Raw genomic sequence first — 13,626 nt, 5'->3', positions numbered from 1 at the left:
TTAGATATCCCCAATTCTAGTTAAAAGATACTAACCCAAAAGCAAAGTGCTATTGGGTTAGTTTGAAATTACATCATGTCTGCTATAGTTAACGCACGTTTCAGGATTTTTGCTGTTTGCGATCTCGTTAAACTTTCTCTTGGATCAAATGTTCCGTCTTCTTTACCTGTCATAATATCGAGGCTGCTTAATAGCTCAATATAACGTAAATATTCAGCGCTGATTCTATTAGCATCTTTGAAATGAATGTCACCATTTTCCTTAGCCATTACATTTAGATATTCAAGGATACGTCCTGTAAATGCGGCTGCCTGCTGACGTGTAATTGGCGCTTCCGGATTAAATGTGGAAGCAGTTGTACCTTTCGTAATGCCGGCCTCAAACAGTGCTTGGATATCTTTCTCATACCATTTGCCCGATGTATCATTAAACGGATTTTCTCCTGATGTTTGTAATCCCAGCGCCCGGCTAACTAATGCGGCAAATTGTGCACGTGTTATTGGCTTGTTTGGTTCAAACGTCTCCGGAGTTTTACCTTGAATTATAAGACGGCTGGCTAAAAACTCTATTTCATCTTTATTTGCAAGCTTTTCTATATCTTTAAAAGTAACTTGCTTTTCAATAATGACAAATGTACCGCTTATTTTTGTAAATAATACAATTTCGCCGTTAATCACTTTATGTGGAACAGGCTTATACTCGCCATCAATAAGCTGTAGAACAACAGTATTTGGTTTCACCTCATCAGCTGGTAGCGTTACTTTCACATATTCTTTGCCCAGAGAAATAGGCTTTATTTGTCCTTGTGAAGTCTCAACTCCAAAATTCACCGTAAATTCTTTGCTCTCAGTACTTGAAACAATAGAGGCAACTAATTTTTCATCTTCTGCAAGAATAATGCTTTTTAATGAAGACGTTGGGAGTTCTAAATTTTTGCCATTAATTTTAATGACAAGTGTTTGCATATCATTTTCAAGGTATTTCTGAATATTCTCAGCTGTAATAAATGCTTTGTCACTGCCATCTTCAACTGTTATTTCAGCTTTTGTATTCTCTTTGCTTTCTTCCTCACTGTCTTCATCCTTGCTTGGTTCTTCTGTACATTGTTTATCTTCATCTGTACATTTATTTTTTTCTTTACAATCCTTTGTTTCGTCCTTACACTCTGCTCCTCCACCAGGAGTGGCACCAGGTGCTGAACCATTTTCGATTCCATCCACATAGCCGCCAATATCTTTTCCTAGATCCAGTGTGTACAGCCATTCAACAGTATCACCGGGAGATAACGTATAAATTCCCGCAGAGTATGATGGGAAGCTTCCATTTACACGATACATCCATCCACTTAATGGACCACGATCAAACTCATAAAGACCTGCTATACCTTCAATATAAGTACCATATTGCGTTTCACGGTAACTTAACGAAATACCGTTCTCTGCTGTTACACGCTTTAACACGTCAACTACTGTTTCCCCTGGGAATAAATCAACAGTTGTTGCTCTTAATGGAATTTCCGATGAGGAAATTTTAATTAGGAATGTTGTTTTGCCGTATGCGAGATTACCACCTGGACTGTTATTTCCTCCTCCAGCGCCAGGTTTACTTCCATTTTCACTGTCACCAGGTTTAGAAGGATTATTTTCATCATCTCCCGGATTTGATGGATTGTTTCCACCGTTTCCTGGATTTGATGGATTATTTTGCTTAGTATCGGTCATATCATAAAGTGCTGTTTGCCCGTTTAACAAGCGATGATAGGCAGCTAATGTATATCCTACCTGTTCAGTTGCCATACCATTCGCTTTCGTTTCAGTCAGAACATGTTTAAAGCCACCATCTTCTTTACTGTAGTAGGTCATAATATTCGAGATGACCTTATTAAAACGAGGGTCTTGATTTGCATCTATTCCTAAGCTAGCTAGTGCTGTGATAACTTGCGCTGCACTTTCAGCATTTTCTGTATTCCATGATTTATAGCCGCCATTTTCCTCTTGAATAGCAGATAATGTAGCTAATGCATGATCAACAGATTCTTTTACTTGTGGGTTACTGTTGTAATATGGCGCTAACGATTGGATAGCCATCCCTGTCATATCAGGATCTGCCTTAGTTCCTGATAGAGCCCAGCCTTTGTCTGCTAGTTGTTTATCTAAAATAAAATCAATCAGTTTCTCACGTGTAGTAGTTGCTGAATTTGGTAAGTCGAATCCCCAAGTATCCAGCGCAATTAATGCAAAATAGGCACCATTTACACCTTGCCAAACGACTTTATCGTAATCTGACAGTTTTTCAATTAAATTATAGCCGCCGACATTTGAAGGATCTTTTCCAATAGCGGTAAGAGCAATGATTAGACGTGAATACTCTGTGTATTTCCTTTGATCTAAGTCGCCATTTTTTGAAATGACATAGTCCACTACATTATTGTAATAAGTGTTGTAATAGGATTCAGGAACTTCATATCCACCACGAGCTAAAGTAATAATCCACCATTCACTGCCGAATTTAGGATTCGGTAATTTATCTATCATGTATTTTCCAACAGTATTGTAAGCCTGTTGAGTTGGTATAATTACTTTAGATTTTGCACCTAATTTTTTCGCTTGATTAAATGTTTCCGTGGATTGGTTTAATGCTAATACTTTTGCATCGATTGCAACTTGTGTTTTATTCTCATCTGCAAGTAGTTGTTGTGCTGAGACAATGATATTTGTATAAGTATCTACTTCCGCTTGCGTTACCCAATATTCTGTTGGATCTATATCTTTTCCATCATTGCTTATTTTTACGGAATCTTTATTTACTCCAGCCTCAATAATCGATGTCTGTAGTTTGGTTTTATCAACAGGACCATCGATAATTGTAATTTTCGGGAAAATGCCGTAGTATGCCTCTATTTCGGAAGCAGCAAAGTTAGGATTTGCCCCTACAGTTGGGTTAATATTTCGATGGTCACCGATAGGACTTCCGAAAAAGCTTAATTGGATATGACCATCATGCAAACTGTATTCGCCCTCATAGTCTTCTGGAATTGTAAAAGTTATACTGTTTCCAATTGTTGTCATATTATATTGAACTGCTTGACCAACAATGGATGTATGATTATTTCCACCTAGGTATTTTAATTGACCACGGAAATTATATATTCCTGATAATTTGTTGGCCGGGAAAGAAATACCTTTAAATGTAACTTTCACTTTATCTCCTGCTGCAATTTCCCCATTAGGATTTGTAACATTCTCAATTGTTATGTCAAGCGGACGCGCAGTCATTACATGATATTCAGCCTTACCGTCCTTCTCAACTTTAACTATATTACGTCCTTCAGTTAGTAATACCGTATAAGAACCATCTTCGTTTAACGTTATATTTTCTGTTGAAAATTCAGCATTGCCATAAGAAACAGTACCTGCTGCATGATTAATTTCAGGGCGTAAAATACTTACTGTACTATTGGCAGTTGGCGTAAATTTGAAAAACGCTCCCGGCTCACCTTTAACATAGTAAACACTATCAATATCTGCATCATAAATGCCGTTTTGAAGGTTATTTACCTTTTTTTCATTTGCCTTTTGATTACGTTCTTTATTACTTTCAATTCCTGTTGAAATACCTGTTTTACCTTGACCAACAGTTACTACGAATACACCGACATTTTCTGGCCAAATGGCGCTATACGCATCATCTGCCGCTTTAATATCTGTTGAACCATTAACCTTCAGAGCATCGTACGTAACTTTTACAATAGCTGTCCCATTTTTTATTGCTTTTACTATGGCATAGCTCCCTGGTTTTCCAGGCTCAATTTCAACTACGTCATTACCTGTAATGATTTCATAGTTAAAATCAGGCTCGAAGAAGTAGTTCGTAATGCCATCTATTAGAGCTTGCCAACTACGAAGAGGAAGCAATTTAAAGTTATCGCCTTGACTTAATTTTAAATGGTTTTGTTCGTTGATATTTAGATAAATATTCCCCTCGAAATGTGTACCTTTATTTAAGACTGCTCTCGGTGATAAAATATCCAGCTGCTTTTGTGTGACTTCCAAGGCAGCATTTTGTGCGTTGGCTGTAAATATACCTGTATTTGTAAGTTTTCCTTCTTGGCTAACACGGTAGTTATATTGCCCATTGTTAGCAAGCTTGTACGAAAATGTTTTTGTTCCATTACTATTTACAGTCGCTTCACCTTCAGGCTTAATTTCTTCAAATGAAATGAAATGTTTAATTTTTCGTCCTAAAAACAATTCCGCTTCCAGAGGTACTGTGAATGTTACATTCCCTGAAAAAGGAATGGACCCGCTAATTGATTGTGCCGATCCTGCAATTGTTACTGTAATACTATTTTTTAGAGCTGTGTATTCCTTGTGTGTTGAAATAGGTTCAAAAGAGTAAAAGTATGTTTTTCCTGTGAGACCTAATACAGGTATGTGACCACTTGACAGTTCATCACCAAACTTTAATGACGTGTCGTCGTAGCTATCCAGGCCTACTTTAATGGTATAGTCATTTCCGACTTTCCAGTTTGTGTTGGTTGCCTTAAAATTAAGCTGACGGAACTGATATTCCTGCTTTGGTTCAGTTGTAACAGTTAGTTTACCACCACCAACACTTTTCTCGCTGCTGTCAAAACCTTCATAACGGTAATCACCGGCTTGTAAATTTGCTGTATATACTTTATACGTACCTACAACACCAGTTCCGATATTTACTTCCTGATTGTTAGCATCAAAAAGCTTGAATGTAACGGTCTTTGGTGCAATAGTGAATTTCACTTCATTTACTGTAGGTACAGCATTTTTTAATCCTTCTTTTTTTACTGCATTAAATGAATCTGTTGCTTGATTTAGTGCCAAAACTTTAGCATCGATAGTATCTTGAATTACTGCTTGATCTGCAATAAGCTGTTGTGCAGAAACAATGATATTTGTATAAGCGTCAAACTCGGCTTGAGTAACCCAATACTCTATAGGTTCCACATCTTTGCCATTAGAGCTTATTTTTACTGAATCTTTATTTACTTCAGCAGTATTAACTGCTGTTTGTAATACAGTTTTATCAGTTATTATTACATCTACTTGCCCCTCAAGAGCAGCTTCTAATTGTTTTAAAGCGTCATCAATATTTGTTTGACTGCTTTCCATATCTTTTAACTGTTCATAAGCAGCGTCGTAGGCAGATTTTACACTTTGATTAGCTAAAATTACTCCTTTATCCGGATTACTATTAATTTCGGCAACCTTTGCTGTAAGCCTGTCTTTGTTAGCGACTTCGATATAGGGTAATTCAAAACTAAAACCAAGGTCACCACCGTAACCGTATACTGTAAACTGTAACCGAATTACACTTCCGTCTGTAACTTCATATTCACTCATACCTACATCCGGCAATTTATGATTGGCAGTATACATCCAGCCTGACATATCGGTATAGTCAAACTGTCCAAGCCAGTCGCTGTTAGTTCTCGCTCCTATTGTAGAACCGCTTTTCAAAATTTCCTTCTGAATATATGTCGGAATATTAACAGTGCTTTCTGCATCTTTAATATTCGCAAGGTATGAGATATTTTCTTCATCCATACCATTATTATAGTTACCACTTCCAAGTACTCTGGCAACTACTTGTCCTGCCATTTCCCCTTCATAAAAAGGAACTTGGATGGGGTCAATTGCATATCCTTGTCCAAGTGTAAATTTTTCTACTGATACCGTCACATAGCCTGAAGGGAGAACTTCAGATAAGTTTGAGGAATTGATTTGCGCACTGTCACTCGTTGTCGGTAATGAAGGTGCATTCTTTGACGTCTCATCATTAGGGTGAAGACTCTGTTCATCATGGTTGTATGTACTAGAAGTGGCATTTGATTCTTCTGCTTCAAATCCTTGCCCTTTCACGATTGCAGCGGGTGATAATAGCGAAAATGACAATATGAATATAATCGCAATACTTAACCACTTTTTATAAATTTTCACTTACAAAAACCTCCTATTTTGTTATAGTGAATGTTTTTGCTCTTAACTCTCTACAACAAAAAAACGGTGCTTCTCCATTTAGAGAAACACCGGTAAACAACAGAAAAAAAGGGTATAAAATATACCTGCCCGTCTATTTGCCGTAAGTTCTCCTAGCTTCCGAAGAGAGTTAATACGATAAAATAAAGGTAGGTCTCCTGGCTCATGTATCCCATTCAGAACCTTCCCATCTACTAGAAGCATTTTTCTTCATTCGACAGTGGTATACTCTGTGGTCGTCTACATTTACAGTTGCGGAAACAGCTTCGGTTTTTCACCGAATTCCCTTTTAAGCTCAAATTGAGCACCTTTATTCTGCAATCCTTATTCACATAACAATGAGTGTACCATATCACTTCCAAATCTTCAAAATGTTTCGAGAGAACAAATATATTTTTCAAAAATTGTTTCCACTGTAAATAAAAAAAGACTTATGCAAATCGAACCTTCTCGATTTGCATATAGTCAATTTTTTTAAGAGAAATCTATTTACTTACTCACTTCTTCTGGATGAAATCCGTCATGCTGTAAGTAATTGTCGTGGGCCCAAATATTGAGTTTTTTCTGTTCAGCCTGTTGTTGAATTTCCAGCAGCTCTTTTTCCAATGTATCGTTCGGTTTATTTACATAACGCACTGCAGCAAGGCCTTCACTTAATAAAACTTCATGCAAGCTGATATTATCAACAAATGCGTATGCTAACAGCCGGTCATAATTATCCGTTTCTGGACCTTTGTCGAACAATAGCTGAACTGAATCCGCCTTTTCCAATAACGCGGTAGTACGTGCCTTCGCTTCTTCAGCATATGGCATCGGTTCGCCTTTATTATAGTTCATTTCAGGTGTATCGATCATAAGTAAGCGCACTCGCTCTGTTTTACCATCAATTTCAACATTGAATGTATCTCCGTCATTAGCATTTAAAAACTTCACATCAACCAGTTGTTTCCCTGTTTTGTCCATTACCATTTCAGGTGTAATGTTATATGCACTATTTTGCTCTGTAATTGCCGGTGAATCTGTCTGCTCTGTCTCTTGCTTCGGTTCGCTGAATACTAAATATAACCCTACTGCTAAAATGATTGTTCCACTCGTAATGAGCGTTTTAATATCTTTTAATTCCATTGTTATCGTTTAAACCCTTTCTATATCTCCGTGTTCAACTTTGGTGCAGGTCCTAATTCAACCGGGGGAATATCTGCAAATGTCCCGCCTTCTTCTTCTAAATCGCGCATACGGTGTGCCAGGCGTGATGCTGCACAAGCCGCAATACTTCCAACTAAATCATCCAAAAATGTATTAACTGATTCCCCAGCCTTTGTATCAAGCTTCTCAATAATACCGATCTTTTGCTTATCTAAATGACCGAATGTTGTCACCGCAATGCTTCCATAAGTAAATACAGAACCTAATGCCAGTGTTTCATCCACCCCAAACAACCCTTCATCTGATTCAATTATAGCTTGAAGCGGCGCAGATAATAACCTTTTTTCGGCTAGTTCATCAAGTTCTATTCCGACTAAGACCGCATGCTGTACTTCACGTTTAGTTAGCACACGTTCAACCGACTGAATACAATGTTCAATCGTTAAACCTTCATTATATGGGGATTGCATCGTATAAACGATTTCAGCAATATCTTCAATAGTTACATGGCGGCGTTCTAGAGCGTCATGTGTAGCTTTCGTCACTTCATCTGAATGTACACGAATTCTTTTATTATGCATAAATATATCCTCACCTTTATTTATATTAAGCGCCCATTCACTTGTCTACCCTCTATATTACACCTTTATTTTTCTTTATGATACAATTTTGAATACATCAATAGACAGGGGTGACAACTTTGGAAAAAGGCACAGTAAAAGACGTTGCTTTTTTTAGCAAGGCATTAAACGAGGAGTTGGAGCTGTTAATTTATATTCCAGCAAACTATTCTCCACTGTACGAATATAACATCTTAATCGCTTCCGATGGTAAAGATTACTTCCAGCTTGGTGGCATACCACGTTTAGCGGACGAACTAATAGATGGCTATATTATCGAAAATACAATTATCGTCGGTGTCCCATACAAAAATTATGTGGATCGTAAGCGAAAATATACTCCAACAGGCGACCAATTTGAAGCATATATGCGATTTTTGGCGCATGAGCTTGTGCCTTACTTAGACGAAGAGTACTCAACGGCACAAATAGGTGGCGGGCGCGCTTTAATCGGAGATTCCATGGCTGCAACGATTTCATTAATGACTGCTATCCATTATCCAAATATTTTCGGTAAAGCTGCTTTGCAATCGCCTTATGTAGATGAATATGTATTACAAGCTGTTCGCAGTGCAAACAACATCAATTTTCTTTCGGTGTACCATATTATCGGACTACAAGAAGATAAAGTGACTTTAAAAGATAATACCGTCAAAGATTTTCTGACACCAAACCGTGAACTTCACCAATTGTTGATAAACCATGGGATTGAGACCTTTTATGATGAATTCGATGGCAATCATACATGGACATATTGGAAGCCCGATTTAAAACGCGCATTAATTGAAATTTTCGGATAATAATGGGTTCTTAAATGTTTATTCATAGTTTTTTCTGTTATACTTATATCAATTGCGCCTACGGGGTATTAATGTCCAGTTTTTTTAATTTACTGAAAAAATTTCCCAAGGGAAAATTGGGCACCTAAAGGCTGATAAAATTTGAATAATTTTCTAGGGGGTAATGAATTTGAAATATGGTATTGTTGCTTTTCCATCTAAGAAAATACAAGATTTAGCGAACACTTATCGCAAACGTTATGACCCACATTATGCGTTAATTACACCTCACATTACTTTGAAAGATGCATTTGATGCGGATGAAGCCCAAATGGATCAAATATCCAGCAATTTACAGCAGGTGGCATCACAATTTGCCCCTTTACAAATTCATGCTTCACGAATCAGTTCATTTTACCCTATTACGAATACGATTTTTTTCCGAATTGATCCAACACCGCAATTGGAAAACATTCAAAAGCTGATTCAAGAAAAAATCAATTTTGGTGCGCCAAAGCATGTCTTTGTACCACATATTACAATTGCACAAAAGTTGAGCGCTTCCGAACATGATGATGTTTATGGTCAGCTGCGCATGGTAGGTGTTGATGAAAAGGATGTAATCGATCGTTTCCATTTACTGTACCAATTAGAAGATGGCTCATGGACAACTTATGAAACATACAAATTGACTGGAGCTGAGTAATACGTGTTTGAAGTAAAGTTAGTAACAACTGACGAAGACCGTGAACGCGCATATGCTTTACGGAAAGAAGTTTTCGTCAAAGAGCAAGGTGTTCCACTAAGCTTAGAAATAGACGAATATGATGAAACAGCCATCCACTTTCTTGTAAATGAAGGTGAAAATACGATTGCTACAGCGCGTCTACGTGAAATCGAGCCAAAAGTTGGCAAGGTGGAGCGAGTATGTGTTTTGAATAGCTATCGAGGGAAGCGCCTCGGTGTATTAATTATGCAGGCAGTGGAAGAATATGCAAAAAATGCAGCATTTAAAAAGCTTAAGCTTAATGCTCAAAGCTATGCCGTACCTTTCTACGAAAAGTTGGAGTTCGCTGTAATTTCTCCTGAGTTCATGGACGCCGGCATTCCGCATCGTGCCATGGAAAAGAGTATTTAAAAGATTGTATTATTCTTTCCATATGATATGTTATATCTATTTATAGGAAACGATAGCCACCAAGTAGATTTGCTTGGTGGCTATCATTGTTATAGATGTTGCTAAAAATAAGCACAATCTGTATTCACGTGTCTTTCCAGATTATCTCATATCTTGAACTGCAGTGAACTTTATTTCATCATTTTTTCGATTTTTGAAAAATCTAATGATTTACCGTCCTGAATGATTGATGCCACGATTTTTTCTTCTAGCTCACTAGATACCGGTTTATTTGCTAGTTTACTCACTTTTTTGACGATTTTACGAACTTGCTTTTCATCCGAAAAATCTGCATATGTCAATGCATTTGCAAGATTCATAATTTCATCAAAGTCAACGCCTGTTTTACGCTCAATATTTTTAAAAAATGAACGTTCCATTTGAAAATACCTCCTTAAATGATCACGCTACCAACGATAATAAGTAAAATGAATAGTACAACAATTAGTACAAACGTGCCACTATTGCTACCGCCATAACCTGGAGATCCATAACTTGGATATCCATAATCGCAACCTTGCTGCCAACCTTGTTGTTGTTGTTGCCAACCATATCCGTATCCTGACATACTAAACCCCCCTTTCTATTTTGTAGTGTATGCATACACACAAGAAAAAGGAGGGTATTCGTCTAGTCTACTTTGCCTTTTGGTTTAAATATTAATGCTGCAATAAATCCAAATATAATGGCTGCACTTATTCCAGAACTCGTCACCTCAAACATGCCTGTTAAAACACCAATCCAACCATGTTTTTCAGCCTCAGCCAACGCCCCATGTGTTAACGAATTCCCAAAAGAGGTAATGGGTACTGTCGCACCTGCTCCTGCCAAATTAATCAGAGGCTCATATAAGTTAAGTCCATCTAAAATCGCTCCTGCTACGACTAATATTGATAATGTATGACCGGGTGTCAACTTTCCTATATTCATTATTAACTGCCCTATTACACAAATGATACCACCTACTACGAATGCCAATAAAAATGAAAAGCCGATTGTCCTCACCCCATTCCAATTTCGATTGCATGTGCTGTGCACGGGATTGTGTCACCCTGCTGAAAAGTAAGCGGCGATAAAAGTGCACCAGTTGCTACTAATAATACGCGCTTATAGCGGCCTGTTTTAAATTGTTCCATCATGTAGCCACTATAAACTGCAGCTGAACAGCCTGGACCACTTGCCCCTGCTAAAAACGATGCATCTTCCCCATAAAACTCTGCACCTGCATCACGGAATCTTGATAAATCTTCTTTTTTCACACCGCTTTGTGCGAACATTGCAATTAAAATTTTTAATCCGATTTTCCCTAAATCACCAGTCATAATAACATCATAATCTTCCAGTTTTTGTGAGCGCTTTTGTAAATGCGCTTGAATTGTATCAAATGCTGCTGGCGCCATTGCTCCGCCCATATGATAGGGATCTGTTGCACCATAATCAATCACTTTCCCCACAGTCGCCGCTTCTATATATGGAAGCTTTTGCTCATGTTTTCCGATTAAAACAAATCCTGCAGCAGTTACAGTCCATTGTGAAGTAGCTGGTTTTTGAGAACCATAGTCAATAGGATAACGGAATTGTCGTTCGACAGAATTGTGCTGACTAGATGCTCCAGCAATAGCGAAATCACTTGCGCCGAGTTCTGTTAACAAAGCTGCAATTATCATCGATGAAACAGAGGTTGCGCATGCTGAAAACAGTCCTATAAATGAAACCGCCAGTTCACGTGCGGCAAAATTTGTAGGTGTCATTTGATTGACTAAATCGCCGCCTAATAAATAATCGATATCCAAATTATTTAAATTCGATTTCTTCAATATTATTTGACAAGCATCTGAGATGAGCATTGTATTACCTTGCTCATTCGTGGATTTTTGAACCCGTTCATCCTGACTTATCTTATCAAAATATGTTTGGAAAACACTCCGCTTTTCTAATGGACCTACAACAACGCCCGAAGAAAGAATTGCTGGTTTTGATTGAAATACGATCACCATGATGCGACACCTACCGATACTAATATCAATTTAATTAGCGCCACAAAAAAAGCGGATACAACTCCGAATAAAATAACTGATCCTGCAAGTTTAAACATATTGCCACCTACGCCTAAAACAAGCCCTTCGGATCTATGTTCAATTGCTGCAGAAATTACCGCGTTTCCAAACCCAGTTACAGGTACAGCGCTTCCGGCCCCCGCAAACTGTCCGAGTTTCCGATATTGACCAAACCCGGTTAAAAGCATTGCGAGAAAAACCATCGTTGCTACAGTCGGATTGCCCACAGTCTTTTCCGTGAAATCAAAAAAGATCATGTATAAAAATGATATTGCTTGTCCTATAGAGCAAATTAAACCGCCCACAACAAAAGCCTTTAAACAGTTTATGAGTATAGGTATTTTTGGTGTAATTTGATCCTTTAAAGTATTGTATTGTTGTTGTTTCAAATTACGTTTCCTCCTTCGCAAGCTTTTTTAAATGCTGTAATTCTTCCATCATTTTTTTTTGATCCTTTTCTTCCATAAGTTTGGTCGACTCCCAAAACATTTTAAAATCAGCCGAAACATTTACTGTAGTATTGGCAAATTGCTTTTCTAACTTCTTCTGCCAACGATCTTCAATTTTTTTACGATTCCACTTTTTTAAAGGCTTTAGTTGCATTGCTACAAATAATTCATTTTCAATTACGACAATATTTACTTGTTCAATTTCTGAATCCTTTTCAAAAAGTTTTTCAACTTCATGCTGATGTTGCGTATTGTCTGTTTTCGAATAAGTCACTACCTTCTCACGATCACCACAACCAGTAAGAATTACAATTAAACTTATTCCTAAGAGCGCTTTTCGCATGACAGTCCCCCTTATGTCCATTTTTCTCCAAGTATAACCTGTCGTATTTTGAATTATTCATTGGCCCAAGGAAGTTTTATAAAGCCCCATCATTCGCCCGATTCTTTCAGGAAACAGGTCATATTTTAGATAGAGTTAAGTTTTAGGAGGTGAAAATTATGGGTTGTGGAAGAGGAAATAGTGATTCAGGCAATCACTCTTCAAAAGGGTGTGTTTGTGAAGTTGTTCGCGCAATTTTAGAAATTCAAAATGCTGCAGTACAGGATGATTGTAATAAATGTACAACAAACTGCTTCTTAGAGCCACTTGGAGGAATTGTTAACCCTGCACGTTCAAATGCTGATACACGTGTGTTTACATTATTAAATAAAGATGGCTCACCGTTCTTTGCTACATTTTCAGGTAACGGATCGTCTTCTCCATGTGTATCGATTTATTTCCGTGTAGAGGATATTTTTGATGGCTGCTGTGCAACATTACGAGTTCTAATACCAGAAGATTCAAATGGGGATCCAGTAGATTTATTAAGTAACTGTGGTTCTAAGATTGATTTCCGTGAAGTATGTAGAGTTACACAATTCGAAGCTTCAGACAGCTGTATTACAGTTGATTTAGATTGCTTCTGTGCTGTTCAATGTATCGATGATGTGGACCTTGGCATTTGTGACTAATTGAAATATAAAAATGAGGAGCCAAATAATTGGCTCCTCATTTTAAACCGTATGATGAATCATTACAATTTCATTTGCATGGATCCAGCGCTTTGTCTGAAAACAATTCAATAATACTTGACTGCCATTTATTTTATCAATGGAAGCATGTATTCTTTCACCTGATTGTAAAATAAACAATAACATTCTTGGCTCCTTCATTGGCTTGGAGAAATAATTAAGCTGTCGGGCAATGAGGGAGTTTTCAATTTTTTCAGGGATAGGACGTACATAAATAGACGTACTTTCCTCCTCAATTTTCTTTTCTTGAATATAACTCGGACTTGCAATAAAAAGTAATGGATGAATTTCCACATTCCACATCCTTTTT

14 protein-coding genes and 1 riboswitch are annotated in these 13,626 nt (G+C 37.5%); of the genes, 4 read left to right on the top strand and 10 right to left on the bottom strand.

Annotation, left to right across the window (positions count from 1 at the left end; genetic code table 11):
• Positions 1–68: 68 nt before the first annotated feature.
• From H9632_RS00575 to H9632_RS00565, 3 genes are all read right to left on the bottom strand, one after another.
• Positions 69–5,975, bottom strand: a complete 5,907-nt coding sequence (locus tag H9632_RS00575) for an S-layer homology domain-containing protein (RefSeq protein WP_191702191.1) — start codon at positions 5,973–5,975, stop codon at positions 69–71.
• Between the two features lie 170 nt (positions 5,976–6,145).
• Positions 6,146–6,341: riboswitch (cobalamin riboswitch) on the bottom strand.
• 162 nt (positions 6,342–6,503) lie between these two features.
• The gene (locus H9632_RS00570; protein WP_191702190.1) at positions 6,504–7,139 is read right to left on the bottom strand and encodes a thermonuclease family protein; all 636 of its coding nucleotides are present in this window, start codon (positions 7,137–7,139) and stop codon (positions 6,504–6,506) included.
• A gap of 20 nt (positions 7,140–7,159) precedes the next feature.
• Positions 7,160–7,741: a phosphatidylglycerophosphatase A family protein gene (locus tag H9632_RS00565; RefSeq protein ID WP_191702189.1), complete on the bottom strand. Its 582-nt coding sequence runs from the start codon at positions 7,739–7,741 to the stop codon at positions 7,160–7,162.
• A gap of 119 nt (positions 7,742–7,860) precedes the next feature.
• Here H9632_RS00565 and H9632_RS00560 point away from each other — a divergent pair, with 119 nt between their 5' ends.
• The 3 genes from H9632_RS00560 to H9632_RS00550 all read left to right on the top strand — a co-directional run bounded on the left by H9632_RS00560 (position 7,861) and on the right by H9632_RS00550 (position 9,697).
• Positions 7,861–8,580 carry an alpha/beta hydrolase gene (locus tag H9632_RS00560; RefSeq protein WP_191702188.1) on the top strand — a complete coding sequence of 240 codons (720 nt, stop codon included), beginning with the start codon at positions 7,861–7,863 and terminating at the stop codon, positions 8,578–8,580.
• Between the two features lie 169 nt (positions 8,581–8,749).
• Entirely contained in the window at positions 8,750–9,265 is a 516-nt protein-coding gene (locus H9632_RS00555) for a YjcG family protein (protein ID WP_191702187.1), read from the top strand.
• 3 nt (positions 9,266–9,268) lie between these two features.
• Complete coding sequence (locus H9632_RS00550; protein ID WP_191702186.1) at positions 9,269–9,697, top strand: GNAT family N-acetyltransferase; 429 nt, start codon at positions 9,269–9,271, stop codon at positions 9,695–9,697.
• Positions 9,698–9,867: 170 nt separating this feature from the next.
• On the opposite strand, the gene H9632_RS00545 is transcribed toward H9632_RS00550, so the two are convergent.
• From H9632_RS00545 to H9632_RS00520, 6 genes are all read right to left on the bottom strand, one after another.
• On the bottom strand, positions 9,868–10,116 hold the full coding sequence (locus H9632_RS00545; RefSeq protein ID WP_191698606.1) for a stage VI sporulation protein F: 249 nt from the start codon (positions 10,114–10,116) through the stop codon (positions 9,868–9,870).
• Positions 10,117–10,130: 14 nt separating this feature from the next.
• Positions 10,131–10,304: a YjcZ family sporulation protein gene (locus tag H9632_RS00540; RefSeq protein WP_191702185.1), complete on the bottom strand. Its 174-nt coding sequence runs from the start codon at positions 10,302–10,304 to the stop codon at positions 10,131–10,133.
• Between the two features lie 62 nt (positions 10,305–10,366).
• Positions 10,367–10,741, bottom strand: a complete 375-nt coding sequence (gene spoVAE / locus H9632_RS00535; protein ID WP_404828997.1) for a stage V sporulation protein AE — start codon at positions 10,739–10,741, stop codon at positions 10,367–10,369.
• On the bottom strand, positions 10,738–11,733 hold the full coding sequence (locus H9632_RS00530) for a stage V sporulation protein AD (protein WP_191702184.1): 996 nt from the start codon (positions 11,731–11,733) through the stop codon (positions 10,738–10,740). Before H9632_RS00530 ends, spoVAE begins: the two co-directional genes overlap by 4 nt.
• Entirely contained in the window at positions 11,727–12,182 is a 456-nt protein-coding gene (gene spoVAC, locus H9632_RS00525; RefSeq protein ID WP_191702183.1) for a stage V sporulation protein AC, read from the bottom strand. Before spoVAC ends, H9632_RS00530 begins: the two co-directional genes overlap by 7 nt.
• 1 nt (position 12,183) lies before the next feature.
• Positions 12,184–12,585: a YhcN/YlaJ family sporulation lipoprotein gene (locus H9632_RS00520; RefSeq protein ID WP_191702182.1), complete on the bottom strand. Its 402-nt coding sequence runs from the start codon at positions 12,583–12,585 to the stop codon at positions 12,184–12,186.
• Between the two features lie 158 nt (positions 12,586–12,743).
• Between H9632_RS00520 and H9632_RS00515 the strand changes: the two genes are divergently transcribed.
• Entirely contained in the window at positions 12,744–13,256 is a 513-nt protein-coding gene (locus H9632_RS00515) for a CotY/CotZ family spore coat protein (RefSeq protein WP_191702181.1), read from the top strand.
• A gap of 42 nt (positions 13,257–13,298) precedes the next feature.
• Here the strand turns inward: H9632_RS00515 and H9632_RS00510 are convergent, their stop codons facing one another.
• The gene (locus H9632_RS00510; protein WP_225223608.1) at positions 13,299–13,619 is read right to left on the bottom strand and encodes a 4-diphosphocytidyl-2C-methyl-D-erythritol kinase; all 321 of its coding nucleotides are present in this window, start codon (positions 13,617–13,619) and stop codon (positions 13,299–13,301) included.
• Positions 13,620–13,626: the final 7 nt, after the last annotated feature.

Source organism: Solibacillus merdavium (genome assembly GCF_014836935.1).
Classification (GTDB): Bacteria; Bacillota; Bacilli; order Bacillales_A; family Planococcaceae; genus Solibacillus; species Solibacillus ferritrahens.
The sequence above is the reverse complement of the archived record's forward strand: the minus strand, read 5'-3'. Positions and strand labels throughout refer to the sequence as shown.

Bases quoted from the DNA above. Each gene is read 5' to 3' on its own strand.
- H9632_RS00570 (WP_191702190.1), bottom strand. From the start codon at position 7,139: ATGGAATTAAAAGATATTAAAACGCTCATTACGAGTGGAACAATCATT.
- H9632_RS00565 (WP_191702189.1), bottom strand. From the start codon at position 7,741: ATGCATAATAAAAGAATTCGTGTACATTCAGATGAAGTGACGAAAGCT.
- H9632_RS00545 (WP_191698606.1), bottom strand. From the start codon at position 10,116: ATGGAACGTTCATTTTTTAAAAATATTGAGCGTAAAACAGGCGTTGAC.
- H9632_RS00540 (WP_191702185.1), bottom strand. From the start codon at position 10,304: ATGTCAGGATACGGATATGGTTGGCAACAACAACAACAAGGTTGGCAG.
- H9632_RS00530 (WP_191702184.1), bottom strand. From the start codon at position 11,733: ATGGTGATCGTATTTCAATCAAAACCAGCAATTCTTTCTTCGGGCGTT.
- H9632_RS00520 (WP_191702182.1), bottom strand. From the start codon at position 12,585: ATGCGAAAAGCGCTCTTAGGAATAAGTTTAATTGTAATTCTTACTGGT.
- H9632_RS00515 (WP_191702181.1), top strand. From the start codon at position 12,744: ATGGGTTGTGGAAGAGGAAATAGTGATTCAGGCAATCACTCTTCAAAA.
- H9632_RS00510 (WP_225223608.1), bottom strand. From the start codon at position 13,619: ATGTGGAATGTGGAAATTCATCCATTACTTTTTATTGCAAGTCCGAGT.